The sequence below is a fragment of the Paludisphaera mucosa genome (assembly GCF_029589435.1).
GTDB classification, from domain to species: Bacteria; Planctomycetota; Planctomycetia; order Isosphaerales; family Isosphaeraceae; genus Paludisphaera; species Paludisphaera mucosa.
On sequence record NZ_JARRAG010000001.1, the window covers coordinates 842,772 to 868,203 of the forward strand.

General features: G+C 67.3%; 18 protein-coding genes, 6 tRNA genes and 1 CRISPR repeat array. Of the genes, 17 read left to right on the plus strand and 7 right to left on the minus strand.

The features are described 5' to 3' along the window. Window positions 1–49: 49 nt before the first annotated feature. From PZE19_RS03485 to PZE19_RS03510, 6 genes are all read left to right on the plus strand, one after another. Window positions 50–123 (plus strand) — tRNA-Leu (locus PZE19_RS03485). A 21-nt stretch (window positions 124–144) separates the two neighbouring features. Next, window positions 145–216, plus strand: a tRNA-Val gene (locus PZE19_RS03490). A gap of 34 nt (window positions 217–250) precedes the next feature. Continuing rightward, a tRNA-Ala gene (locus PZE19_RS03495) sits at window positions 251–322 on the plus strand. Between the two features lie 22 nt (window positions 323–344). Continuing rightward, a tRNA-Ser gene (locus tag PZE19_RS03500) sits at window positions 345–432 on the plus strand. A gap of 17 nt (window positions 433–449) precedes the next feature. Next, window positions 450–522: transfer RNA gene (locus PZE19_RS03505), tRNA-Arg, on the plus strand. Between the two features lie 20 nt (window positions 523–542). Further along, a tRNA-Ser gene (locus PZE19_RS03510) sits at window positions 543–628 on the plus strand. 472 nt (window positions 629–1,100) lie between these two features. Here PZE19_RS03510 and drmC read toward each other — a convergent pair. Then, entirely contained in the window at window positions 1,101–1,676 is a 576-nt protein-coding gene (gene drmC, locus PZE19_RS03515) for a DISARM system phospholipase D-like protein DrmC (protein WP_368411271.1), read from the minus strand. A 785-nt stretch (window positions 1,677–2,461) separates the two neighbouring features. Between drmC and PZE19_RS03520 the strand changes: the two genes are divergently transcribed. The 10 genes from PZE19_RS03520 to PZE19_RS03560 all read left to right on the plus strand — a co-directional run bounded on the left by PZE19_RS03520 (window position 2,462) and on the right by PZE19_RS03560 (window position 17,110). After that, window positions 2,462–4,843, plus strand: coding sequence for a CRISPR-associated endonuclease Cas3'' (locus PZE19_RS03520; protein ID WP_277859189.1), 2,382 nt, complete (start codon window positions 2,462–2,464; stop codon window positions 4,841–4,843). An 880-nt stretch (window positions 4,844–5,723) separates the two neighbouring features. Continuing rightward, window positions 5,724–5,960 carry a sigma factor-like helix-turn-helix DNA-binding protein gene (locus PZE19_RS32865; protein ID WP_368411272.1) on the plus strand — a complete coding sequence of 79 codons (237 nt, stop codon included), beginning with the start codon at window positions 5,724–5,726 and terminating at the stop codon, window positions 5,958–5,960. Between the two features lie 110 nt (window positions 5,961–6,070). Then, window positions 6,071–6,742, plus strand: a complete 672-nt coding sequence (gene cas5c / locus PZE19_RS03525; RefSeq protein WP_277859190.1) for a type I-C CRISPR-associated protein Cas5c — start codon at window positions 6,071–6,073, stop codon at window positions 6,740–6,742. Continuing rightward, window positions 6,739–8,538: a type I-C CRISPR-associated protein Cas8c/Csd1 gene (gene cas8c, locus PZE19_RS03530; RefSeq protein WP_277859191.1), complete on the plus strand. Its 1,800-nt coding sequence runs from the start codon at window positions 6,739–6,741 to the stop codon at window positions 8,536–8,538. Before cas5c ends, cas8c begins: the two co-directional genes overlap by 4 nt. A 53-nt stretch (window positions 8,539–8,591) precedes the next feature. Beyond that, a complete protein-coding gene (locus tag PZE19_RS03535; protein ID WP_277859192.1) occupies window positions 8,592–9,605 on the plus strand; it encodes a type I CRISPR-associated protein Cas7 in 1,014 nt (337 codons plus the stop codon). Between the two features lie 82 nt (window positions 9,606–9,687). Then, window positions 9,688–10,338 (plus strand): CRISPR-associated protein Cas4, encoded by a 651-nt coding sequence (gene cas4 / locus PZE19_RS03540; RefSeq protein ID WP_277859193.1) that lies wholly within the window; start codon window positions 9,688–9,690, stop codon window positions 10,336–10,338. Then, complete coding sequence (gene cas1c / locus PZE19_RS03545; RefSeq protein WP_277859194.1) at window positions 10,335–11,363, plus strand: type I-C CRISPR-associated endonuclease Cas1c; 1,029 nt, start codon at window positions 10,335–10,337, stop codon at window positions 11,361–11,363. Before cas4 ends, cas1c begins: the two co-directional genes overlap by 4 nt. A 15-nt stretch (window positions 11,364–11,378) precedes the next feature. Continuing rightward, window positions 11,379–11,669, plus strand: coding sequence for a CRISPR-associated endonuclease Cas2 (gene cas2 / locus PZE19_RS03550; protein ID WP_277859195.1), 291 nt, complete (start codon window positions 11,379–11,381; stop codon window positions 11,667–11,669). Between the two features lie 201 nt (window positions 11,670–11,870). Then, window positions 11,871–15,196: a CRISPR direct-repeat array (repeat unit 37 nt; unit sequence GGTCCCCTCGCCGTTAAGGCGGGGGGTGGGTTGGAAC). Window positions 15,197–16,413: 1,217 nt separating this feature from the next. Next, window positions 16,414–16,719, plus strand: coding sequence for a hypothetical protein (locus tag PZE19_RS03555; protein ID WP_277859196.1), 306 nt, complete (start codon window positions 16,414–16,416; stop codon window positions 16,717–16,719). A gap of 220 nt (window positions 16,720–16,939) precedes the next feature. Continuing rightward, complete coding sequence (locus PZE19_RS03560) at window positions 16,940–17,110, plus strand: hypothetical protein (RefSeq protein ID WP_277859197.1); 171 nt, start codon at window positions 16,940–16,942, stop codon at window positions 17,108–17,110. A gap of 544 nt (window positions 17,111–17,654) precedes the next feature. On the opposite strand, the gene PZE19_RS03565 is transcribed toward PZE19_RS03560, so the two are convergent. Both PZE19_RS03565 and PZE19_RS03570 read right to left on the minus strand, forming a co-directional pair. Beyond that, complete coding sequence (locus PZE19_RS03565; protein ID WP_277859198.1) at window positions 17,655–18,725, minus strand: tetratricopeptide repeat protein; 1,071 nt, start codon at window positions 18,723–18,725, stop codon at window positions 17,655–17,657. Between the two features lie 85 nt (window positions 18,726–18,810). Beyond that, window positions 18,811–19,146: a hypothetical protein gene (locus PZE19_RS03570; RefSeq protein ID WP_277859199.1), complete on the minus strand. Its 336-nt coding sequence runs from the start codon at window positions 19,144–19,146 to the stop codon at window positions 18,811–18,813. Window positions 19,147–19,959: 813 nt separating this feature from the next. Here PZE19_RS03570 and PZE19_RS03575 point away from each other — a divergent pair. Beyond that, window positions 19,960–21,315 (plus strand): outer membrane beta-barrel protein, encoded by a 1,356-nt coding sequence (locus PZE19_RS03575; protein WP_277859200.1) that lies wholly within the window; start codon window positions 19,960–19,962, stop codon window positions 21,313–21,315. Here the strand turns inward: PZE19_RS03575 and PZE19_RS03580 are convergent. The 4 genes from PZE19_RS03580 to ureC form a co-directional block, all read right to left on the minus strand. Then, window positions 21,305–22,303 carry an urease accessory protein UreD gene (locus PZE19_RS03580; RefSeq protein ID WP_277859201.1) on the minus strand — a complete coding sequence of 333 codons (999 nt, stop codon included), beginning with the start codon at window positions 22,301–22,303 and terminating at the stop codon, window positions 21,305–21,307. The genes PZE19_RS03575 and PZE19_RS03580 overlap by 11 nt on opposite strands. Next, window positions 22,261–22,914 carry an urease accessory protein UreG gene (gene ureG, locus PZE19_RS03585; RefSeq protein WP_277859202.1) on the minus strand — a complete coding sequence of 218 codons (654 nt, stop codon included), beginning with the start codon at window positions 22,912–22,914 and terminating at the stop codon, window positions 22,261–22,263. The genes PZE19_RS03580 and ureG overlap by 43 nt, the downstream gene beginning before the upstream one ends. A 100-nt stretch (window positions 22,915–23,014) precedes the next feature. Then, complete coding sequence (locus PZE19_RS03590; RefSeq protein ID WP_277859203.1) at window positions 23,015–23,695, minus strand: urease accessory protein UreF; 681 nt, start codon at window positions 23,693–23,695, stop codon at window positions 23,015–23,017. A 14-nt stretch (window positions 23,696–23,709) separates the two neighbouring features. Further along, complete coding sequence (gene ureC, locus PZE19_RS03595; protein WP_277859204.1) at window positions 23,710–25,431, minus strand: urease subunit alpha; 1,722 nt, start codon at window positions 25,429–25,431, stop codon at window positions 23,710–23,712. Between the last annotated feature and the right edge of the window lies 1 nt (window position 25,432).

The following is a 25,432-nucleotide window of genomic DNA, read 5'->3' on the forward strand; positions in this document are numbered from 1 at the left end:
GGGGCCTGGGATTCGGCGGGTCCGGCCCGGCCGGTCGGCGAGGTCCGATGGCATGGTACGCAAACCGGCAAAGCGGCCAGGTCGAGAGCCTGGTGCCTGTGGGTTCGACTCCCACCCGTGCCACTGCGAGAGCGTGCGAGCGTCCGTCCCGTGGTCCAGCGGCTACGACTCCTGTCTTACAAACAGGGAAGGGGGGTTCGATTCCCTCCGGGACGACTGGGGAGGCCGAGGGCCTCTCCGAAAGGAGGATGGGCGGCTGGTCCAACGGGAAGACGCCTGGTTTGCACCCAGGAGATCGGGGTTCGATTCCCCGGCCGGTCCACTCGGATTGTCGCGGTCACGACGGAAGGCAGCCGGATACGGTTGGCCGGGCCTCCTTGCTAAGGAGTGCGCCCTCTTCGGGGCGTGAGGGTTCGAATCCCTCGCCTTCCGCCTCGCTCCACAACTTCGACCCGGTGGTGAAACGGACGATCACACCTCGCTTCTAACGGGGCGTTCCGGGTTCGAATCCCGGCCGGGCCGCTGGTTGCATCGATCTCGACGGAAGGGCCACCCGAACGGCGACGGGACCCGCCTGGAACGAGGGCGAGCCTCACCAGCCTTGCGGGTTCGACTCCCGCCCCTTCCGCCTCGCCCACCTGGTCGGAACGAGCCCTCGGAGTGTGACGAATTTCGCATGCGACCCTCCGAAGGTGAGCGCGACCGGATTGTGTGCCCATGTGTGTGGGCCGATCTCGATTCTGTATAGTGACTTACGTTGATCGCGGAAAAAGGGCAATGCACCAGGATCCTCTGGATTCGTCACTATTGGGGGGAGTCTGGCGGGGGTTTAGTGCCAGGTTTAGTGACGACGTCGACGCCGGTTGGGCACCAGTTTGCCTCCGCCGGAAGCTCCCTCCGATCTGTCACAGGCAGGAGCACCTTTCCAACTTGCGTATCATCGCCAGCGTTATATGCTGTAGTCCGCCATTGGGAGAGCTCGCGGCGACGGCCCGCCCGCCCGCCGGATCTTTGCTCCTCGATCTCAGATCTCGGCATAGGGGCGGCTGCCGTCGCCGTCGAGCTTAGGGTGCAGTAACTTCCGGGCCGGCCCACCCGGGTCAGATCGGCTGCAGCCGCCCGACCTGGATGAGCCGATCGAAATGCCGCTCCACGGCCGTCGCCGAGCCGTCGTCGCGCACGAGGATCCCCAGCTCCATGTTGATCGTGAAGGCCTGGCGGGTGAGGTTCGCCGACGAGATGAAGAGCCACTCGCCGTCGGCCGCGGCGCACTTGACGTGGAGGAGGCCGGCCTTGCCGTTCGCGCCGACCAGGCGATCCTCTCCAGGCCAGTAATAGACCGTCGAACAGGCCGCCACCTCCGGGCCCAAGGCCCGGATCGTGCTGTACTCGCCCTGCCCGGCGATCCGGTCGGGCGTCTCAACGACGACCGTCAGGAGGACGCCACGGCCCGCCGCCCGCACCAGGGTCTCAACCACTTTGGGGATCTTGTAGATCGCGAAGCTAATCAGCGTGATTCGGTTCCGGGCGGCGTCGAGGACCTGGATGATGGCCTGCTCGGTGCGGCGGAACGCCGTCGGCCCAGCGTCGGGGCCGGTCCACACCAGCTCTGCCGAGTGCGATTCACGTTGGGCCCGGACCGAATGCGCCACCATCTGCAGCGACACTGCGACGATCCGGGCGTCGCCCTCGCCCTTTCGTCAACGATCCAGGAAGGCGGACGCTAGATCCCGGTGCTGATGGACGATTCGTTTCTCCCCGATGAACACGTTGGCCATGGACTGGGCCGCCGGGGTCGGCGAAGATCGTAAAGCAGTTCCCCGCCCCCTGCTGTAGATCGGCCAACGGTCGGGCCGAAAAGACCTCCTGCCGCCCCGCACCAAAAGGGCGAGCTTCGACCAGTGTCGCGATCGCATCATCGTGGTCGAAGGCAGGTCGCCGCATGAACCGCAATGCAAAAGTTACGGTCATCGGCTCCGTAGACGAGCTATCGACCGGAGGGCATCGGGAAACGACTCTCGCCGCCTTCCGTAGAGTCGTAGCCGAAGCACCCATTCCCGTCCGGGAAGTCAGGCACCTCCCCGACGCTCAATGCTCCCAGTCGCCGAGGTGCCTCGATTCGGACGCCGGCCGCGACTCCAGAGCTTGATACGCTCGCGTCTCGGGCTGCACCTCTGCCCGAAGCGGCCATCCATCGCTGAAGAATCGGGTCGCCAAGTACGCCCGCACTGCACGGCCGAGGTCGCCGAACGTCGGCGTTCTATCGTTTATCACCTTCTCCAAAGACGAGCTGGCTTTGGGGGCCGAGGCGGGGTCGGACCCTGGACTCGATGCTCACGGCCTTCGACCCGACGCTCTGTTTAGGGATCGGCGCGTGTCCGGTCGCTCATCTCACGTGCCGGCGTGAGCCGGAATTCGATGCGGCGTCGAGCCGCACGGATCAAAACGCTGGAGTACAAGCATGAAGCCCACGTCGATCCCCACCCACTTCGCCCATACCCTCGAAGGCGAAGGCATGGAATGCTGGCAACCTTTGATGGATCATCTCGAGCGGGTGGCAAAGCTAGTCGAGACGCACGCCACCGCCTTCGATTCCTCTGCTTGGGGGAAGCTAGCCGGCCACCTGCACGATCTCGGCAAGTACGCGGCCGACTTCCAGTCGTACCTCAGGAACTCTGCGGGCGACCCCCTCGTGATCGACGCGTCCGTTCTGGACGGTGTTCCGAAGCGTGTGGACCACTCCACGGCCGGCGCCGTCCGCGTCCTGGAGCTGGCTCGAAATGTCGGTCGGATGGCAGGCGACGGCGAACTACGGGCGGTCGAGGCGGCTTTGGCGATGGTCATCGCGGGCCACCACTCGGGGTTGCCGGCGAAGTCGATGTTCGAATCCAAGCGACTCACAGCGTGCGAGAAGCAGGCCCGCCTCGATGAGGCACGTCTCGGAGGTCAGCCCGAGATCGATGCATTGCTCGCCCTGGAACTGCCCGAGGCGCCCGCGATGCTCGGTCGTGAGCCGGTCGGGGGGTGGCCCGATACGCGCTTCAAGAAACGTGAGCTGAGCCTGCGGTGCGAACTGTGGACCCGCATGCTCTTCTCGGCCTTGATCGACGCCGATCGTCTGGACACCGAGCGTTTCATGAACCCCGGGCGCGCCCAGGCTCGAGTGGCGTCGATGGCAAGGGACGGTATCCTGGGGATGCTGAGCGGACGGGTTGATAGGTACCTGGAATATGTGGCTCAGACGGCGCGGGCTCGGGCGGCCCAGCCTCCTGAGGAGGCGTGTCCCCGCGCCGAGTCTGTCCTACGGCTGCGGGCCGATGTGCTGGCCGCCTGCCTCCGCGCGGCGGAAAGGCACGCGGGGCGACATTCGCTGACCGTCCCGACCGGCGGGGGCAAGACCTTGGCGGCCTTGGCCTTCGCCCTGCGGCACGCGATCCGCCGGAAGCTGCGACGAGTGATCGTCGTCATCCCCTTCACGAGCATCATCGATCAGACGGCCGCCGTCTATCGCGATGCATTCGGCGAACTGGCCGGGGAAGCCTTGGTAGAGCACCACAGCAACCTCGACCCTTCGACCGAGACATACGAAAATCGCCTGGCCTCGGAGAACTGGGACGCCCCGGTGATCGTGACGACCAGCGTCCAGTTCTTCGAGAGCCTCTTCTCGGCCCGCGGAACCGCCGCGCGCAAGCTGCACAACATCGCCCAGAGCATCGTCGTCTTCGACGAGGTCCAGGCGCTGCCGCACCACTTACGGACGCCGATCTTCGACGTCCTGAATCGCCTCATCGACGACTACGGCGTCTCGGCCTTGTTCTGCACGGCGACCCAGCCGGCACTGGACCTGGCCACGACGAATCGGCAGGAATTCCCGCACCTCCCCGACGTCCGCGAAGTCGTCGACGACGTACCGGCCGCCTTCGAAGCCGTCAAAGGACGGGTCGTCGCGGACTTCACACGCGCCCTCGAGCCGACGTCGTGGGAGGACCTGGCCGTCGACGTGACGGCCGACGATCGCGTCCTGACGATCGTCCAGCGTCGGGATGATGCACGCGACCTGTGGCGACTAATGCCGGCGGGAACGTTCCACCTGTCGGCTTTGATGTGCCCGGCCCATCGCCGCCTTGTCCTGAAGGAGATCGCCGCCGCCCTGGCCGACCCGGGTCGAGCATGCCGGGTCGTCAGCACCACCCTCGTCGAAGCGGGCGTCGACCTAGACTTCCCGGTCGTCTACCGGGCCTTGGGCGGCGTAGACGCTCTGGCCCAGGCCGCCGGCCGCTGCAATCGGTCGGGGCTCTTGACCGACGATCAGGGGCGCGCCCGGCCGGGCCGGCTGCTCGTCTTCCAACCGTGCATAGATCCCCCCCCGGGCCTGAGGCTCGGGGCGGTCACGACCTCGAGTCTACTCAAGGAATCCGGCATCGACCTCTTCGATCCCTGTACCTATGAGCGTTACTTCCGTCGCTACTTCGGGAACGTCGATCCCGACTCCATGAACGTGATGCCTACTCGTATCGAACGCGACTTCCCCGAGATAGAGGCGCGGTTTCGCATGATCGACGACCAAGACCAGGCGTCGGTGGTCGTCCCATACGGTGAGGCCATCGACAGGATCGAAGCGTACCGAGCCGATCCGAGCCGTTGGACGCTCCGCGCGCTGCAGCCCTTCATCGTCAATATCCCGAGGCGACGGCTCGACTCGCTCGCCGGTCAAGGCGTGATCGAGACGATCCACGGACAGGTCAAGTGGATCTCCCCGGCCGGGCCTAAGCAGTATCACGAGAGCCTCGGGCTCCTGGACGACGAGATCGCGGCCATTGAACCCGGCCATCTCATCACTTAGGAATCGTGAGCTTGCAGCGAGAGGTACTGTACATCGCTTCATGGCGAGATAAACTGGTAGCACGGCTGAATCGATCTATCCATGATCTGAAGCAGCCGAATTCAATCACGATCACGTGGAATCGGCCGATGCCAGAGCCTTCTTCCGATGAAGGGCGACACGAACTTCTAGGATGAGGCACCCCGGGCCAGAGTGTGGCCTCGTATTTTGGAGTGCCTTAACCTGTCGGGTCCAATCGGGTGGCTTCCGTTCATGACTTCTCGATTCTGGCCGCATGTCTGATATCCGTGCCAGGCGAAGCTAAAGTCGTCGGGCCTTTGCCATCGCCATAAAAGAAGCTCGTTCGGTTATTTGGAGAACCCATCGATGCCCGGATTTTGGACCCTCCAATCACCTTCTATGTGAGTGGCGTAAGACATCGCAAAGACTCAGGTGTTGTTTAATGTGAGCGGCGCGGACGACGACGGAGTCCCCTGGAGTTCGATCGATGGCGGCGGTACCACGAATCTCTGAAGCAGGGGCTATTGAGGGTGCGTCCCTTCGACCGGTCAAGGCTCTATTCGAGAGCAAGGAGACCCGGGAGATTCTTCAGGGGTACATCCGCTTCCTACTCCAAGGTTTCCGGCCGACTGGAAGTGGTGAGGCTGTCGAAGATCAAGCCAGCGAGGTGTTCCAGGAAGTCGCCCTGCGAGCCCTGACGAAAGAGTACGCCTACCGACCGAGCGGTAGCGGCTTGCCCTTGCTCCGAAAGGTATGCCGTCATCTCGTCTGCAATCAGCGTCGGAGTCGGCGACAGCGGTCTCGACTTCATTGCGGAGACGGCCTTTTCGAGCAGGTGGCCTGGGCCGTTCCGGCCGCGTCGTCGGACGCTGTGCACTCGATGTGGGTCCACGTCGACCGTCTAAAGCCACGGCATCGCGACGTGATCCGGCTCCGCTTCGGCTGCGGTCTCGGCCCGGCCGCGATCGCTGTGGCGCTCGGCCTTCCCTCGGAGAAGTCGGCGAGGGACTTGACGTCTCGAGCATTGCACGAGCTGCGTACGATGCTCGACGCAACGCCCGCCTCGAGACGGTCGCGACGCATCGTCGACCTCGATTGTCCGCGTGTCGTGGGTTGAAACCTATGCGAGTGGCGTTTCGTGCCACCCGTCGGGACGACTTCGGTCGACGGCCCGGCGGGGCGAACCCGCCTCGACCTCCAGCCCTTCTCTAGAGGACCTACATGAACATGAAAAGGAGCGACGCGACCTACCGCGTCCGCGTCCGGGGAGAGTGGGCCTGCTTCACACGGCCCGAGCTCAGGACCGAACGGGTTACGTATCACGTCATGACCCCCTCCGCGGCTCGGGGGGCCGTCGAGGCCGTCCTGTGGAAGCCGGCGATCCGCTGGCGTGTGCATCGAATCGCCGTGTTGAGTCCGATCAAGTTCGCATCGGTGAAGCGCAACGAGGTCAAGCACGTCGTCCCCGTGAAGAACGCCCGCGCGATGATGCGGGGAGAGGACGTGGCCGACTACTTCGCCGACGACGACCGGGCCCAGCGCAACGCCCTGGTCCTCCGCGACGTGGATTACCACGTCGACGTTTCGTTTTCCATGACCGACCGAGCGGGGCCGGGCGACAACCCGTTGAAGTTCGACGAGATGTTCCGCCGCCGCCTGGAGCGTGGCCAATACCACATGGCCCCGTACCTCGGCTGCCGGGAGTTCCCGGCGATCGTCGAGTCGGGCCGCGACGACGATCCCTCCCCGATCGCCGTCGACATGGACCTCGGCCGAATGCTGCTGGACGTCGATTACGGCCGCCCCAACCGTCCCGTCTACTTCGACGCCCGGATGAAGCAGGGCGTCATCGAGGTCGAGCCCATCAAACGTCGCGAAGACGGTGCGGAGGTCGCATGATCCTCAAGGAATTGGCCGACCTCGCCCGCCGCGAAGGGCTTCTCGAAGATCCTGACTACGAGCCCAAGCCGGTGCGTTGGACCATCGATATCGGCCTCGGCGGCAAGTTTCTGGACGCTCCTGAAACCCAGGGGCCCATGGACGCGAAGGGCAAGACCCGTCCGAAAGTGTTCCAGGTGCCCCGGACCCGGCCGCGCACCAGCGGATCCGCCGCGAACTTCATGGTCGACAAGCCCGAGTACGTGCTGGGCTTCGACCCAGATGAGAACCCGAAGAAGCACGGCAAGCTCGCCGGGCATCGCTCGTTGTTCCGCGAGTACGTCGAGGAAGGTCTCGCCTTCGCATCCGAGGATCCCGGGATGTCGGCCCTCCTCTGCTTTCTCCGCGACGACGTCGCGGTCGGCCAGGCCATCGCCAAGCTGCGGGGACCTGCCGTCTCGAACGACCTGATCGCCTTCCGTTACATCGCCGGCGGGGAGAACAACCTGATTCATCACCGCGACGCCGTGCGGACGGCCTGGAAGGCCATGAGGAACCCGTCCGAGCGGACGAACAAAAGCCTGCCCGCATGCCTCGTCTGCGGCTTGGCCGCGGCTCCGGTCGACGTCCATCCTCAGATCAAGCGCATCCCGGGAGGTACCACCTCGGGGATCGCCCTGGTTTCGGCCAACTCCTCGGCTTTCGACTCGCTCGGCCTGTCGATCACGGATGGAGCCCCGGTCTGCCGGCCCTGCTCGGAAGCTTACGGGACGGCGCTCAACCGCTTGTTCCACCCCGCCTACACCACGCCCAAAGGCGAGACGCTCTCCCGACGCACCTTCCGACTCTCGGACGACACGGCCGTCGTCTATTGGGCCTCGGGGGCGGATGAGCACAAGTTCGTGGACGAATTCGGCGACCTCGACTTCGTCGACCCGGCGAAGGCCGGGTCGCTGTTCGAGGCCGTGCTCAAGGGTGAAGGCGCCTTGCTGCGGGATGCCACGCCGTTCCACGCGCTCATAATCTCCGGCGGCCAGGGACGGGCCATCCTACGCAGCTACTTCCAATCCACCGTGGGAGACGTCGCCACGAGGCTCCGCGAGTATTTCGACGACGTCGAGATCGTCCGCAGATTCGAGAACACTTCTCGATGGCCGGCCCTATCCTGGCTCGTCCGGTCCCTGGCCCAGCAGGGGAAATTTGAGAACGTGGACGCGGACCTCGCCCGCCGCGTCTTCCTGGCGATCTTGGATGGGAATCCCTTCCCGCCCACCGTCCTCGCCGCCGCGGTGCGTCGCATCCGGGCGGAGAGGGAGGACCCCAAAAGAGGGAAGCAGAAGCACTCGCGCGAGCGGCTCGCCCTCGTCCGCGCCACGCTGAACCGCCGGTATAGAAACGACGATCCGCGAATCAAGTCCCTGATCTCGAAAGAGGTGTCCGTCATGCTCGACCCGGAATGCAACAACAACGCTTACTGCCTGGGCCGACTGCTCGCCGTCCTGGAGAAGCTCCAGGGGGACGCAATCGGCACGTCGGGCGCGTCGATCGTCGATCGATTCTACGGCGCGGCCTCCGCCACGCCGGCGGTCGTCTTCGCCACCTTGCTCCGCAAGGCCCAGCATCACCAGGCCAAGCTCGCAGGCGCGTTCTACCCGAGGCTCATCCAGGAGATCCTGGACCTCCTGCCGGCCGAAGCCTTTCCGTCCACGCTGACGCTGGAGGAGCAGGGACTTTTCGCCCTGGGTTATTACCACGAGAAGGCCGACCTCTGGCGCTCGAAGCCGAAGCCGGAAGTCGTCGCCGCGACGACTGAGTGAGCCCCGTGCGAGCCGAACGTCGATCCTCTAATCCGATTGCGGAGTCACCGAAGATGCCGAGCGAGACGACCAGCCAACCCGTCGACAAGCGATACGAGTTCGTCTTGTTCTTCGACGTCCAGGACGGGAACCCCAACGGCGATCCCGACGCCGGCAATGCGCCGCGGATCGACCCCGAGACCGGCCAGGGGCTGGTCACTGACGTCTGTCTGAAGCGCAAGGTCCGCAACTTCGTCCAACTCACCCAGACCGAGGGGGACGGGAACGAGATGAAGCCCAAGGAGGGTCACGAGATCTACGTCAAGGAGCGAGGCATCCTGGCCCTCCAGCAGAAAAGGGCCTATACGGAGCTAAAACTCCAGCCCGATGGCCTGACTACAACCGCGAAGACCGCACGCGCCTGGATGTGCAGGACGTTCTACGACGTGCGCGCCTTCGGGGCCGTCATGAGCACCGGCAAGGCCGGCGACGAGGACGCCGAGACCAAGGCCGGCAAGAAGGAGCCGGGAGCGAAGAAGAACGCTCCGAGCGTCCAGAAGCTCTGGAACTGCGGCCAGGTCCGCGGGCCGATCCAGCTCTCGTTCTCGCGGTCGATCGAGCCGATCCTGGCGCTCGAGCACGCGATCACGCGTGTCGCCCTGACCAACGCCGGCGACACCTCGCGCGGCCAGGAGGTCGCCAGCGATGGCGAGGAGGCAAGCAGCGGCCAGTTCGGCCGCAAGATGACCGTCCCCTACGGCCTATATCGGGCCCAAGGATTCGTCTCCCCGTTCCTGGCCCGCGACACCGGCTTCTCCAAGGCCGACCTCGAACTGCTCTGGCAGGCGCTCGCCGGCATGTTCGAGCATGACCGATCGGCCTCGCGCGGCGTCATGGCGGCGCGGTCGCTGATCGTCTTCGAGCATGCCTCGGCCCTCGGCGACCACCCGGCGCACCGGCTCTTCGACCTCGTCTCCTGCACTCGCCGCGAGGCGGGATCGAAGAAGCCGGCCAGGTCGTTCGCCGACTACAAGATCGAGGTGGCCCCTTCTCCGACCAATGGCGTGACCATTCACGAGCGGATCTGAGTCGATCGTCCGGAGGGGGCGGATGCAGGGTCGCGAAAGGCCCTCCACCGCCCTGGCTCGCGACTTTATGGGGAGCGATGATGTGGAGGTCGACGATCTGCTGCCCCTATCGGGGTTGCAACACCTGATCTTCTGCGAGAGACAATTCGCCCTGATCCACGTCGAGCAGCTCTGGGCGGAGAACGCGCTCACGATCTCCGGCGGCCAGCTCCACGAGCGGGTCGACGTGCCGGGCGTCACCTCGGGCGCCGCCGTGCGAACGGCCCGCGCCCTCCCGCTCCGCTCGGATCGCCCGGGCCTGGGCGGCAAGGCAGACGTGGTCGAATTCCACCGCGAGAAGATGGGCGACGGGTGGATAGTCTGGCGCCCCTTCCCCGTGGAGTACAAGCGCGGTCGGCCCAAGACTCGCGGGGCTGACGAGGTCCAGCTCTGCGCCCAGGCGCTCTGCCTGGAAGATATGCTCGGCCTGGACGTACCGCGCGGAGCCCTCTTCTACGGGGAGACGCGCCGCCGCAAGGAGGTCGAGTTCACGCCTTCGCTCCGCTCGCGCGTCGAGGCGGCCGCACTCCGTGGCCGCGAGCTTTTCGATGCTCGGATCACCCCCCGTGCCGCCCGACACAAGGGCTGCGACCGTTGCTCGCTCCTGGATCTCTGCCTGCCGGGGGTCACGGGTGCGCCGCCCGAGACGACGGCCCGGACGCGATACGCCGAACTTCCGGAGGACGCGCCTTGAGCAGCTATCACAACACGCTCTACGTGACCACGCCGGGCGCCTACCTCGCCAAGGACCACGAGAACGTCGCGGTGCGGGTGGAGCACCAGACCAGGATGTCGGTCCCCATGCACCATCTCGGGGGCGTGGTCTGTTTCGGGCCCGTGTCGGCCAGCCCCGAGCTGATGGCCGCCTGCATGGAGCGCGGCATCGGCTTCTCTTACCTCGACGTCAACGGCCGCTTCCTCGCCCGCGTCGAGGGGCCGGCTTCGGGCAACGTGTTGCTCCGACGTCGACAGTATCGCCTGGCCGACGATCCCGAAGCGGCGGCGGCCCTGGCTCGTTCCTTCGTCTTCGGAAAGGTCTCCAACTCCCGCGCCATGCTCGTACGCTCGGCCCGCGAACGACCCGAGGCGCCCCCCGGCCTGCTCGAAGGTGCGGCACGGCTGGCCGGGCGACTCGTCGACCTCGGCCGCCAGCCCATGACGACGGATGAGGCGCGGGGTCATGAGGGCGAGGCGGCCGCGGGCTACTTTGCGGCGTTCGACGCGATGATCCGCTCGACCGACCCCGCATTCCGCTTCACACTCCGTTCTCGCCGCCCGCCGATGGATCCTGTCAACGCCCTCCTCTCGTTCGTCTACGCGCTGGTCCGGCACGATTGCACCTCGGCGTTGGCCGCAGTGGGCCTGGATCCCGGCGTTGGCTACCTGCACGTCGATCGTCCCGGAAGGCCTTCGCTGGCGTTAGACCTGATGGAGGAGTTTAGGCCGGCCCTGGCCGACCGGCTCGTCCTGGCGCTGATCAACCGCAGCCAGGTCTCGCCGGGAGGGTTCGTCCGCGACGAGGCGGGCGGCGTCTTGATGGACGCGGACACGAGGCGTACGGTGCTGATCGCCTACCAGGAGCGCAAACAGGTGGCGTTGACGCATCCGATCACCGGCGAGGCGACGACCTTCGCGGTGGTGCCGCACATCCAGGCCCGTCTCCTGGCCAGGACGATCCGCGGCGAGCTTGAGCGATACCAGCCCTTCCTGGTCCGATGACCTACGAGGCATGCGATGCACATCCTGGTCTGCTACGACGTCTCGACCATCACGCCCGATGGTCGACGACGGCTTCGGAAGGTCGCCCGCCTCTGCAAGGATTACGGCCAGCGAGTCCAGCAGAGCGTCTTCGAATGCAACGTCGGCGACGTCCAGTGGGCGACCCTTCGCCCGGCCTTGCTGTCGGAATTCAACCCGGCCGAGGACAGTCTGAGGTTCTACCGATTAGGCGAGGACCCGTCCCGCCGGGCCGAGCACCACGGCGTCAAACCTTCTGTCGACTTCGAGGGGCCGCTGATCGCATGATTGACCACTTGGCGAGGCTATCGCGGACTCCAAGCGCAAGCCGTTTCCCAGGGAGGTTCGCGATGTCTCCGAACGGATTACCGGATCACGACTTAAGCGATGACGGACCATCGACTATCATCCGCGAGATCGGACGCCTACACTGGGTCCGCGTTTTCCGTCACTCAAGTGCAGTCAGCGACCGTACTTGGAGGGAAGGCGGGTCCCCTCGCCGTTAAGGCGGGGGGTGGGTTGGAACACGGAGCGATTGCGGGTCGAGCCCAGGCCGCTCGGTCCCCTCGCCGTTAAGGCGGGGGGTGGGTTGGAACGTGACGTTCGCCTGGGACTCGACGACCGACACCCAGGGTCCCCTCGCCGTTAAGGCGGGGGGTGGGTTGGAACGCGAACCGCATGACGGACCAGCGCAGGAGCTTGCGGGTCCCCTCGCCGTTAAGGCGGGGGGTGGGTTGGAACCCCTCCCATGGCTTCGGGTCCGCGCCCCGCAGGTCGGTCCCCTCGCCGTTAAGGCGGGGGGTGGGTTGGAACAAGGATGGACTGATGGACGAAGCGTCCCCTCCCCCGGTCCCCTCGCCGTTAAGGCGGGGGGTGGGTTGGAACTCAGTGGCACGATGGACCACAACGATCTGGCCGCGGGTCCCCTCGCCGTTAAGGCGGGGGGTGGGTTGGAACAAGACGATCCTTCTCGTCACGGGCCGGACGTCGAAGGTCCCCTCGCCGTTAAGGCGGGGGGTGGGTTGGAACTTCCTCTGGGTCGCCCGGTCCTCGGAGGTCGGCGACGGTCCCCTCGCCGTTAAGGCGGGGGGTGGGTTGGAACCCGTCGGCGAGCTTCACGGGCTGGGAGTTCGCGGCGGTCCCCTCGCCGTTAAGGCGGGGGGTGGGTTGGAACCCGATCCAGTCGCCGGACGACACGCGGTCGATCCGGTCCCCTCGCCGTTAAGGCGGGGGGTGGGTTGGAACGCTGTTCAGCCCGTAGAGTGCGAACTTGGTGTAGGTCCCCTCGCCGTTAAGGCGGGGGGTGGGTTGGAACCTCGCCTACGCCCGGAAGTGCGTCCGCAACAAGGGGTCCCCTCGCCGTTAAGGCGGGGGGTGGGTTGGAACCGCGACGACCGCACTGGCGTCGAACGTGGAGCCTTGGTCCCCTCGCCGTTAAGGCGGGGGGTGGGTTGGAACTGCTGCGCCGGCGACAGGCCGTCGGCGTCGTCGCGGTCCCCTCGCCGTTAAGGCGGGGGGTGGGTTGGAACACGATCGTGTTGTTCTGGATGATCGTGCCGCCGCCGGTCCCCTCGCCGTTAAGGCGGGGGGTGGGTTGGAACGCGAGGCGCCTCAACCCCGACTCGTACCACGACGGGGTCCCCTCGCCGTTAAGGCGGGGGGTGGGTTGGAACACCCTCCACATGGATGTCGAAGACGCCCGCCGCCTGGGTCCCCTCGCCGTTAAGGCGGGGGGTGGGTTGGAACGTCGGCCTCCCGAGGTACGAGACGATCGCCGAACTGGTCCCCTCGCCGTTAAGGCGGGGGGTGGGTTGGAACACCGTGATGTCGAGGATGCCGCTGGTGCTGCCCTGGTCCCCTCGCCGTTAAGGCGGGGGGTGGGTTGGAACCACGTCGGGCACAATCGCAAGAAGGCCGCGAAGCGGTCCCCTCGCCGTTAAGGCGGGGGGTGGGTTGGAACCTCTGCCTCGCCCCGTCAAGCCTGGACACCCCCGCGGTCCCCTCGCCGTTAAGGCGGGGGGTGGGTTGGAACAAGGCTTCCTCGAAAATCACGGCCCACGGGCCGAGAGGTCCCCTCGCCGTTAAGGCGGGGGGTGGGTTGGAACGACATGAAGGTCGACTGGCGGTTCATCCGCTTCGCGGTCCCCTCGCCGTTAAGGCGGGGGGTGGGTTGGAACCGGTTCATGAACACGTACTGGGACAACCGAAGAGGTCCCCTCGCCGTTAAGGCGGGGGGTGGGTTGGAACGCGGAACCAGCGGACGACGTCCTCGCGATCCACGGTCCCCTCGCCGTTAAGGCGGGGGGTGGGTTGGAACCACGTCTCGGGCGCTTCGAACTTGAGATGCCATCGGTCCCCTCGCCGTTAAGGCGGGGGGTGGGTTGGAACGTCAAGGCTCTGGCGGATTCACTTCACGAAGACTGGTCCCCTCGCCGTTAAGGCGGGGGGTGGGTTGGAACCAGATCGAGGGCGAGGGCAAGCTCAGGGACGCCACGGTCCCCTCGCCGTTAAGGCGGGGGGTGGGTTGGAACCAGGCCGATCAGATGATCAAGACGTTGCAGGACAGGTCCCCTCGCCGTTAAGGCGGGGGGTGGGTTGGAACTCGAATTGGATGAAATAGTCGGCGATGATCCGCGAAGGTCCCCTCGCCGTTAAGGCGGGGGGTGGGTTGGAACATCCTCCAGAGGCTCGCCACCAAGCTCAACGTCGTGGGTCCCCTCGCCGTTAAGGCGGGGGGTGGGTTGGAACCGGGATTCGAAACGAAGGCGGGGGAAGCCGAAGGTCCCCTCGCCGTTAAGGCGGGGGGTGGGTTGGAACGCGTTCGCCGCCACCGAGGTGGTGTGGAGCCTGGGGTCCCCTCGCCGTTAAGGCGGGGGGTGGGTTGGAACAACGAAGCTTCGTACAGACATGTCTGCACGCGAGAGGGTCCCCTCGCCGTTAAGGCGGGGGGTGGGTTGGAACCAGGTGAAGTTGCCGGCTCCGGTGCCGAACGTCGAGGTCCCCTCGCCGTTAAGGCGGGGGGTGGGTTGGAACCCGTACGCGGTGATCACCCTGCCCGAGGCCGTCGGTCCCCTCGCCGTTAAGGCGGGGGGTGGGTTGGAACATGGGCAAGGCTCGTCCTGTTCGACGCCGCGAAGGGTCCCCTCGCCGTTAAGGCGGGGGGTGGGTTGGAACGCGTCCTCATCACTTCGCGGCCTCCTGGATCTCGGGGTCCCCTCGCCGTTAAGGCGGGGGGTGGGTTGGAACCAGAACTGCTCGTCCTGGGCCTGGCGGGCGGCGGGTCCCCTCGCCGTTAAGGCGGGGGGTGGGTTGGAACTCGGTCGGCTCGACCAACGGCCAGCTCGAGCTGAGGTCCCCTCGCCGTTAAGGCGGGGGGTGGGTTGGAACCTCTTGCGGGCGGCCGACCGCCTCGCCGAGCTTGGTCCCCTCGCCGTTAAGGCGGGGGGTGGGTTGGAACTGGCCGCGTCCGAGTACCCGTTCTGATCGCCCGGTCCCCTCGCCGTTAAGGCGGGGGGTGGGTTGGAGCCACGGCGCCCGGCTCGACGCGGCGCGGGCCCATCGGTCCCCTCGCCGTTAAGGCGGGGGGTGGGTTGGAACGGCACGGTCGTGGCGCAGCCGATCCTCAAGGCGTACGAGGTCCCCTCGCCGTTAAGGCGGGGGGTGGGTTGGAACGCGACCTGCTGCCACTACGCTTGAGCGCAAGAAAGGGTCCCCTCGCCGTTAAGGCGGGGGGTGGGTTGGAACGGCCGACTTCTGCCGCTCGGCGACGGTCTGGCCGGGTCCCCTCGCCGTTAAGGCGAGGGGTGGGTTGGAACTTCCTTCGCCTCGCCATGCCGATCACCTCCCGGGCGGTCCCCTCGCCGATAAGGCGGGGGGATGTACAACATAGCGAGGCTCCATTTGAATGACGTCATTCAAAAGGAGATTGAGTCAAGCGAGAGCTGAATCGGCTTGTGCGGTACGACAAGACGGAGAGGCGCCCGGTGGAACGCGCATCGAGAAGGCCGTCGAATGAGCGGTCGCCGGCCGCGTAGCGACCCCGGTCGGCCGGTTCCACCGTGAGCACATGCAACGTCGCCGTCGACTCCACCACGAAGTCGGTTCAAATCGCCGCCGCCTCGGCTGGAACGTGCTCGAGTTCCGGAACTCGCTCGAGTAACGCCGTATCGGGGCCGGCGGCCTGGATCGGGGATCGACCGCGACGCGCCAAGGTCGCTGGGGTGTGACGGCTATTCCAGGGCGATCGGCAGGTAGCCCGAATGTGGTAGCCGGCCTATCAACCTGGTGGCTGGCACTTGATGAGCGCCGCGCCGGACCGGAATTGATGCCGCCCTGCCCAACCTCGAGCCCCTCGATGGCCCATGCATGGCGACGGCTACGCGGGCGTCACGGGCGATGGAACCTCTACGCGATCCGGGCCAGTCGAGGCCTTGCGTCGGCTGAATTCCCGTCGAAGACGCGTCATACATCCCCGAGGGTTGCATAGCCGTTGCCCACCCGGCGGGCCGGTCCCGCCTTTACCTCGACGGCGGGTCTGCCGCTACGAGGCGATCGACCACATCTGCCCACCCGGCGGGCCGGTCCCGCCTTTACCTCGACCCCACGGGGAGGCTGAACCCTCTTCTAAACCGTGTCGAGGGAGTCCAAGCTCCGCTACCCGGCGGCGGTCGCGCCAACCTGCCGAAGGCGCGGTACGCCCAAGTCGGTGCAAGGCTACGACAATCTCTACTCCGGCGAAGCAGCCGGGTCTCTGGTACAGCCCAAAACCGAGGGCTGCCTGACGGCCGACCTTGAACCCGTCGGCGGCCCTGCGTTAGGCCCGTTCGCCCGCTTCGGCGAGGCGCAGCAGTCCGAGGCGCCCTGGCTCGAGGCGCACCGGCTCACACCCCGACCCTTACTTATCCCGGCAACCGCGAGCAACGCGACGCACCAAATTCACGCATCCCCGACCCGCCCCGTCGCCGCGCGCGACTCCGAGGCCGCCGGGCGTCCCGGACGGCCCGGTCCGCCCCCCGCCCGAGAGGAGCAACTCGTGACCTCGTCCCGACTCGAACGATCCGTCGCCCGCCGCACCGGCGATCCGCTCGCCGTGATCCGCCGCCTCGGCTTCCAGGCCCGCTCCGGCCGCCCCGACGACTTGGAGGCTGAGGACCTCCACCTGGCCGTCGCCTGCCCGTTCTGCGGCTCGAACGTCCCCGTGCCGTCCGCCCCCTGCGGCCCGCCCGCGCTGGCCGGCTGCGGCAATTGCGACGTCGAGTTCGACGTCGCCCCCGACGACCTCTTCGCCGCCGCACCGGGGATGGGGATGCGGCCTCACCGCCGCGTCTTCACGGCGTAGCCCGTCGACGACCGCGCGCCCGCGGACGTCGTCGAGCCACGTCGATCCCGAACCGACCCGAATCATGGAGCCGCCCCTTGATCGTCGTCCGCCGCCTGCCGTCCGTTTTCCGCAGGCAGCTCCCGAGCGTCATGCACGGGTGGTCTTCTCCTCCCATCGTCTCCCAAGACGACCCGATCGCCGAGACGCAAGCAAGTCCCGATCCAGGAGGTAGTCGCCCTTGAACGCCCGCAACAAGCTGAACGTCGCTTACTTCAACGGCTGCTTGCTCGTCGCCGCCTTCGTCGGCGCCGCCGCCGGGAGCTGGGCCGTCTTCCTGCTGGCCGTCGCGGGCCTCGCGGCGGCCGGAGTGGTCGGCGGCGACATCCGCCTCAAACCCAGAGGCCGGTAAATCCCGGTGCTCGTCCCCGGCCACGCCCACGGTCGTGGCCGGGGACGCCGACCTCCTTTTAGCCGTCGACGCCGCGCGCGATCGCATCCCATGGCTGGCCAGGGTTGAAGCCTGCCGAACTGCTCATGCTCCTGGGCGTAAGCAACTCCGAGACGAGCGTTCTCCGATGGTGTTTCTGGGCTCCGTGGTCCGGGCCTCGATCGAGCAGTGCTACAAATCCCGTGCTACGCCTCGAGACGGTGATTCACGAGATCGACCGCCCAACCTGCTTGAGGTCGGCGAACAAGGCCCTTCGGCCCCGACTCCGTCCCGGAGGTTTCGGCACGCGACGTCATTTGCGACGCCGATCGATCGTGGATGGGGGAGTCGAGGTCGGGCTCAAGGCCGCCGTCGAGTTCGGCGACCCGAGGTCACGGCAACTCGGCCCGAGCCCCGAAAATCCCACCGGTGGGAAGCGAATGGCAGACGCCCCACGGGTCGAGCTCGATCCGTGGGGCGTCGCGTGGGCCGGCTTTCTACGGATTCTGGAGCGGGCGGCCCCGAATCACTTGATGGAACTGCGCAGCGACTTCGCCTGCTCTTCGAGCCTGCCGGCCTCGTCGCCGCGGCCCAGCTTCCGCAGGACGGCGGCGTAGTCGTCGAGGGCCGTCGCGAGCTCGCGGGGATCGGAGGAGGCCTTCTCCAGAATGGCGACGGCTCGCTTGCAGCAGGCCTCCGCTTCGTCCTGATGGTCTTGCGCCAGGCAGACGCGGCCCAACTCGCCGGCGCAGCGTGCGACGTGAGGATGGTCCTTCCCCAGGTCGGCTTCATACACGGCCAGGGCCTTCTTCAGAAGGACCTCGGCCTCGGCGGGCTTCCCCTGCGAGGCGTACAGCCAGCCGAGGGCCTCGAGCGACGTCGCGACGTCGGGATGGCCGGCGCCGAGCGCCCCCTCGCGGATCGTCAACGATTTCTTCAGTAGCGGCTCTGCCTCCGCATACTTCTTCTGGTCGATGTAGAGCAGGCCGAGGTTGTGGAGGGTCGCGGTAACGTCGATCGAGGTCCCGTCGTTGATCTTCGCGTTCGAGCGGATGGCCAGGGCTCGCTTGTAGAGCGCCTCGGCCTCGTCGAGCTTCCCGAGCGCATGGTCTACGGCGGCCAGGTTGTCGATCGCGGCGGCGACGCCCGCGCCTTCGGGGCTTTCGGCCTTCTCGGCGGCGGCGAGGCAACGGACGTAGAGCGGCTGCGCCTCGGCGGCCTTGCCGGCTGCATCATAGACGGCCGCCAGTGTGTTCAGGCCGTCGGCGAGGGTGGCCGAGTCGACGCCGGGCGTCTTCTCGCGGATTGCCAGGGCCTCCTTGGCGAGCGGCTCGGCCTCCTCGCATCGACCTTCGGCGCAATAGACCCAGGCGAGATGGTCGAGGGTGACCGCGAGCCGCGGATCCCCGGCGCCGAACGCCCGGGCTTGCTTCTCGGCCGACTTCAAGAGGCCCTCGGCCTCCTCGATGCGGCCCTCCTTGTAGGCTTTCCAGCCGGCGTCCTGATCGGTCTTCCAGTCCGCGGCGCGAGCCGGGCCGGCGGAATAAACGCAGGCGCCGAGCACGGCGGCCGCGAACCAGGAATGTCTCGTTCGCATCTTTCCGATCCCCTTGTGAGCATGGATTGCCGTGAGGCGTATCTAGTCGAATCCGGGTCCGGTCCGACCCGGGGCGGCGTCTGCGTCAGCTCCGGGAACGGAGCCAGGGCCGGTGCGAGGGCACCCGGTTGCCCGTCGCCCAGTTGCGGGCGCCCGGGCCCACGCTCCGGGATCCGGAGGAAGTCGCGGCTCGCGTCTGGGTGGGGACGGTCAGCCGCGGCGCGGCGACGGGGGCGGCCGCAACTCCAGGGGCGGCGTAATAATTGAGGCCTTGGGGCCCGAAGCCGAAGACGAAGGGGGCCGACGCGGCCTGAGCCAGCGCCGCCGAAACGCCGAGCGGCCCGATGGCGATGGCGAAGAGGGCCGTCGCGGCCAGGGCGAGACTCGGGACGATTCGCTTGACGAACGATGATCGCAACATGGAACGCCTCACATCAACGACTCCTTCGGGATCGACCTTCATGGAACGCCGAGCCGAGGCGCGATCCCGGCGCGACTCGACACGATTCGGGACGTTTCGTCCAATCCCCCGCCCCACGGTGGGACGCTATCTGCTCGCGGATGTGCCCCCTGCGGCGGCGAGCGCGCCAGCCTGGCAGGGAGAGGATTCGCAGTTACGGAAACCACGCCGCACGATCACGATGGGTGCGCGGGACTTCGTCGCCGACTCGCACGAACAAGCCTGTATTCAGGACGATTCGAAGTCCGATGAGTTTGAATGGTCGGTCCATCCAGGCGAGGCGACGTCGGACGCACGGCGGCCGTCGTCTCGTCTCTCCCTTCGCCCTGCAGGCGTATGCAACCGCGTCGCCCAGGGCCGTGACCGGCCTTATCTTAGAACACCTACCGGACCGGCACAAGCAGGAGCCAGGTCTTGATCCGTGGCTCGATGGAAGGATTCGAGCGGGGTTGAACGGTCGGATCGCTCGGCCGGATTGCTCCGCCGAGCCTGAACAAGCTAAAGCGTTCAGCTCGGAACAGTCGATGAATTCCGCGTCCTCTGAATGGTCGAGCAACGCCCGACCCCCGCCGGCGATGCCGAGTCCTGCCCCGCTTCGCACCCCGAGAGTCCCTCTCGCCGCCGCTCGAGTCGTCGTTTAGATGCTCATCCGATGGGTTCATCGGGCGGGCTATTCGAGCGTCCGCCCCCATGCCGCGGCGGAAGAGTCGACGCTGCGCCGATGGAATCGGCGGGCCGCAAGCGTTCCACCGATCGTTACAGGAAGCGCCGATCATGAAGAGAATCTCCTTCCTGCTGGCGGTGGGCCTGACGACCGCCGTGACGACCGCGACGCGCGCTCAGGAGCCGTCTCTGGCTGAGATGGCGGGGCAGCCGCCCGCGGACGCCGTCGAAGCGCCGCCGGCTCCCGCTTTGGGGCCGCCTCGAAATTCGGCCGGGGGCGGCCTGGAGGCCGAATCGTTGCCCGCCGAGCAGGCCGAGGACCTCGCGCCGGGGATGGACTCGATCCGGACCCTGGGGCCGACGCCGGTCGCGGACGTCCGGTTCCTGATGGACCAGCTCGGGCTGCAGAGGACGCTCGGCGACAGCGGCATTCGCTCGTTCGGCTGGATCGAGGGCGGATACACGGGCGCATCGCCCGGCTCCGGCCTGCTCTCCGTCGAGCCCCGTCAGAACCGCTTCGGCAACGAGTTCCTGCTCAACCAGATCGGGCTCGTGCTGCAGAAGCCGCTCCAGCGGGGCGGCCTCAATTTCGGCTTCAACGTCCGCTACTTCGCGGGCGCCGACGCGGCCCTGGGCCAGCCGAAGGGGGGCATCGGCTCGACCGTGACCAGCTCGCGTTTCAGCCAGGACTTCCGCGACCTCTACGTCTCGGCCCACCTGCCGATCCTGACCGAGCTGGGCATGGACGTGAAGGTCGGCCGCATGAACTCCATCATCGGCTACAACGGCTTCCTCGCCCCGTATCGGCCGTTCTACTCCAGCGATTACCAGTTCTTCTACTCGCAGGACGGCGCCTTCACCGGTGCGTTGACCAACCTGCACGTCTCGAACCGACTGGACGTCTGGAACGGCGTGACGCTGGGGGCCAACACCTTCTTCACCATGCGCAGCGCCCATTCGGTCTGCTACATCGGCCAGGTCAATTACTGGCTGACCGACGAGCAGAAGACTCGACTGACGGGCTCGGTCTACGCGGGGCCGAACGCGATCTTCGCGGCGCCGGGGATGGCCGGCGACTTCAACACGACCGTCGAGCTCCGCGTCCAGCAGAACTGGACGCAGCGCTTCACGCAGATCGTCCAGTCCAACATGGGCTGGGATTCGGACACGCCGGTGGGGACGGGATCGTGGTACGGCGTGTACACGATCGGGATCTATCACCTGTCCGACAAGGTCGACGCCCTGGCCCGAGGCGAGTGGTTCACCGACGTCAAGGGGACGCGCACGGGGATCAGCACCGACTATTCGGAAGTGACCCTCGGGCTCAACTGGCATCCGGTCAAGTACCTCGACGTCCGGCCGGAGATCCGGGGCGACTTCGCCGGCGCGCCGGCATTCGGGGTGAACGGGGCCCACACCGATTTCAGCCAGCTCACCGGCGGGATCAGCTGCCTGGTCAAGTTCTGACACCGGCCCGGGCCTGGCCGTCGACCGGCGTGGCTCCCGACGCCGCGTCGGGCGCGATCGGCGTCGAGAACCAGTGGTTGGGCGACAGCTCGTTCGAGTCGAGGAGCCAGGGCGGCGAGCCGGGCCCCTGGCGCCAGCTCGCGGCCATCAGCAAGGCGACGCGGGCCATGTCCGCCGTCACCGCCGACGGCGTCCCGCACCAGCGAACGCAGGTCGCGTCGTCGCCCAGCGGGAAGACCGACCGCAAGACGCCCGGCGCCGGCGGCGGCAGTTCATCGGGCTGAGGGGGCAGGCCGCCCAGGAACAAGCTCGCGGTCGCCAGGTGGCCGCCGAAATACCAGCGGGCCTCCTCCTCCGTCCACGGGCCGTCCCATCGAAATCGGTCGCGGTAGATCAGGCGGCCGGATCGCCGGATCTCGAGGTCCTGGACGATCCGCTCGAACTGGAACCGCTCCGACAGCGCGCCCCGGTCATAGCGACCGGCGAGCCAGACGTCCCCCCAGATCAGCCGCGCGCGGGGCGCGAGCTCGACGCGCCCGAGCTGATGGTAGCGAGCCCCGCGGAACGGGATCGCCGGGCCGGGGAGGACGACCAGGCAGGCGTCGTCCTCGACCGTCGCCGCCCATTGCTGCGCGGCGTGGGCCGTCAAGGCGGGGTGGATGCGCGTGGCCGACTGGCCGGTCACGACCGCGTCGACGCCCTCCCTCGCCGTGATCTCGATCAGGTGGGCGTCGCCGTCCATCAGCCCGGCGGTCAGGTTGATCAGGTACAGCAGCGCGACCGACCGGGACTCCAGGGCGAACGGCGGGAAGACGCGCAAGGGGATCTGCTGGTAGCAGGTCCCCATCCGGGTCTCCTCGCCGACGCGGACCAGCTCGATTCGCGCCCCGCCGACGCGCGCGGCGGGATTCCCGGTGGAGACGGCGTCGAGGAACTCGGGGGGCGTCAGGAACTCGTCACGCGTGATGCGAGTTGCTCGCGCACCCACTGGATCACCTCCTCGACGCCTTCCTTCTCGCGGAGGCTGACCATCAGGAACGGGCGCTCGCCGCGCATCCGCAGGCTGTCCCGGCGCATCACGTCGAGGTCGGCGCCGACGTGGGGCGCCAGGTCGGTCTTGTTGATGATCAGCAGGTCGCTGTTGCAGATGCCGGGCCCCCCCTTGCGAGGGATCTTGTCGCCCTCGGCCACGTCGATCACGAAGATGAAGCGATCGGCCAGCTCGCGCGAGAAGACGGCTGTGAGGTTGTCGCCGCCCGATTCGACGATCACCAGTTGGAGCCCGGGGAATTGCCGCTGGAAGTTGGCCACCGCGCTGAGGTTGGCGCTGGCGTCGTCGCGGATGGCGGTGTGGGGGCAGCCGCCGGTCTGGACGCCGACGATCCGCTCGACCGGCAGGACTTCGCGACGCGAGAGGAACTCGGCGTCTTCGTGGGTGTAGATGTCGTTGGTGACGACGGCGAGGTTGAGCTCGGGCCAGAGGGCGCGGCAGAGCGTCTCGACCAGGGCGGTCTTGCCCGACCCGACCGGGCCGGCGACGCCCAGCGTGAACACCTTCCGCGACGGGCCGGCGTAGCGGGCCGGGCCGGGCTTCCCCATGTGGTCGTGGGAATGGCCGTGATCCCCGTGGCAGACCGCTCCCCCTCGCAGGAGTCGTCGCCGCGGCCGCGTGGAGAAGCCGGAGATCTCGGGAGGCGGATCAAGAACGGAACATCCGCGCGTAAAGTCGGGTCTGTTCATCGCAGAGGATCTCGTAGAAAGGGCAGCCGCCGCCCGCCGTCCGGGGATCCCGGTCGACCAGGTCCGAGGCGAGCTCGCGGAGGTCGTCGTGGAGGTAGGCCAGGATCTGCTGGCCGTGCGTGTGGCCGACCGGGATGGAGCGGACTCCCGCGCCGATCATGCCCAGGGCCGCTTGATGCAGGTACGCCGTGAGGACCTCGTCGGCCGAGCCCCCGGCCAGCGCCCCGAGCAATCCGAAGGCGATCGGATGATGCCAGTGACGGTCGCCGTCGGCCGACCCTTCGAGGAACGTCGAGAGGCCGGCGGCGGACCACGTCCAGGTCTTCCCCAGGGCAAGGAGCTGCTCGCCCATCTCGCGGCTCGCCGTCCGGATGGACGGCGGCGCGATCGAGGCGTCGGCCAGGCGGTTGAGCGCCGCCAGCTCGGCGGAGTCGCCCGCCGCGGCCGCGCGCCGCGCCGAGGCCGCGAGCACGCCCTCGAACGGGCCGAGCGACGACCGGAGCCATCGCGCGATCCAGCGTTCGAGGCTCTCCGGGTCGTGCACCAGGCCCCGGGCGAGCGCGCCTTCGAGGCCCCAGGAATGGGTGTAGCCGCTGATCGGCAAGGCCGAGTCGCACATCTGGAGCAGCCGAAGGTTCATCGGAGGACCCCGACTCAGAACAGGAAGTAGCGCTGGGTCATCGGCAGCGTGGCGACCGGGTCGCTGCCGACCGCCTCGCCGTCGACGTAGACCTGATAGGTGTCGGCGTCCACGCGGATTTCGGGGGTGGCCTCGTTCCGCACCATGTCCTTCTTGCCGATGTCGCGGCAGCCCTTGACCGCGAGCGACTCGCGCTGGAGCCCGTAGCGCTCGACGATCCCGGCGTCGAGCGACGCCTGGGACACGAAGTTGAAGCACGACTTGGATAGCGCCCGGCCGAACGACGCGAACTGGGGACGCATGTAGACCGGCTGCGGCGTGGCGATGCTGGCGTTGGGGTCGCCCATCTGGGCGGTGACGATCAGGCCCGCCTTGAGGACCAGGAACGGCTTCACGCCGAAGTAGGCCGGGTCGTACAGCACCAGGTCGGCCAGCTTGCCGGACTCGATGCTGCCGACGTGCTGGGAGATCCCGTGGGCGACGGCCGGGTTGATCGTGTACTTGGCGACGTAGCGCTTGGCCCGCTCGTTGTCGTTGCGGGCGGAGTCGCCGGCCAGGGCCCCGAATTGCACCTTCATCTTGTGGGCCGTCTGCCAGCAGCGGACGATCGCCTCGCCGATCCGGCCCATCGCCTGCGAGTCGGAGCTCATGATGCTGATGATGCCGCGGTCGTGGAAGACGTCCTCGGCGCCGATCGTCTCGGCCCGGATCCGGCTCTCGGCGAAGGCGACGTCCTCGGGGATGCTCCGCGACAGGTGATGGCAGACCATCAGCATGTCGAGGTGCTCGTCGATCGTGTTCACCGTGAACGGCCGGGTCGGGTTGGTGCTGGAGGGCAGGACGTTGGGCAGGCCCGCGATCTTGATGATGTCGGGCGCGTGGCCGCCGCCCGCCCCCTCGGTGTGGAAGCTGTGGATCGCCCGGCCGGCGATCGCCTTGATCGTGTCGTCGATGAACCCGCACTCGTTGAGCGTGTCGGTGTGGATGGCGATCTGGACGTCGTAGGCGTCGGCCACCTTGAGGCTCGTGTCGATCACGGCCAGGGTCGTGCCCCAGTCCTCGTGGAGCTTCAGCCCGCAGGCGCCGGCCTTCACCTGATCTTCCAGCGGCCCCGCCACGCTGCCGTTGCCCTTCCCCAGGATGCCGACGTTGATCGGCAGCCCTTCGAACGCCTGGAGCATCCGCATGATGTTCCAGGGGCCGGGAGTGCAGGTCGTGGCCCACGTGCCGGTGGCCGAGCCCGTGCCGCCGCCGATCAGGGTGGTGATCCCCGAGGCCAGGGCGACCTCGATCTGCTGCGGGCAGATGAAGTGGATGTGGGTGTCGATGCCCCCGGCGGTGAGGATCCGGCCCTCCCCCGCGATGATCTCGGTCCCCGGCCCGATGACCAGGCGGGGGTCGACGCCGTTCTGGGTCAACGGGTTGCCCGACTTGCCCACCGCGACGATCCGGCCGTCGCGGACGCCTACGTCCCCCTTGACGATCCCCCAGTGGTCGAGGACCACCGCGTTGGTGATCACCAGGTCGCAATGCGGCGGGCCCATCGGGTCGATCACCGGACACTGGTCCTGGCCGTCGCGGATCGACTTGCCGCCGCCGAAGATCGACTCCTCGCCGTAGTCGGTGTAGTCGTGCTCGATCTCGATGATCAATTCGGTGTCGGCCAGGCGGATCCGGTCGCCGACCGTCGGCCCGTATTTCTTGGCGTAGGCCTGTCGCGAGATCTTGACGCTCATG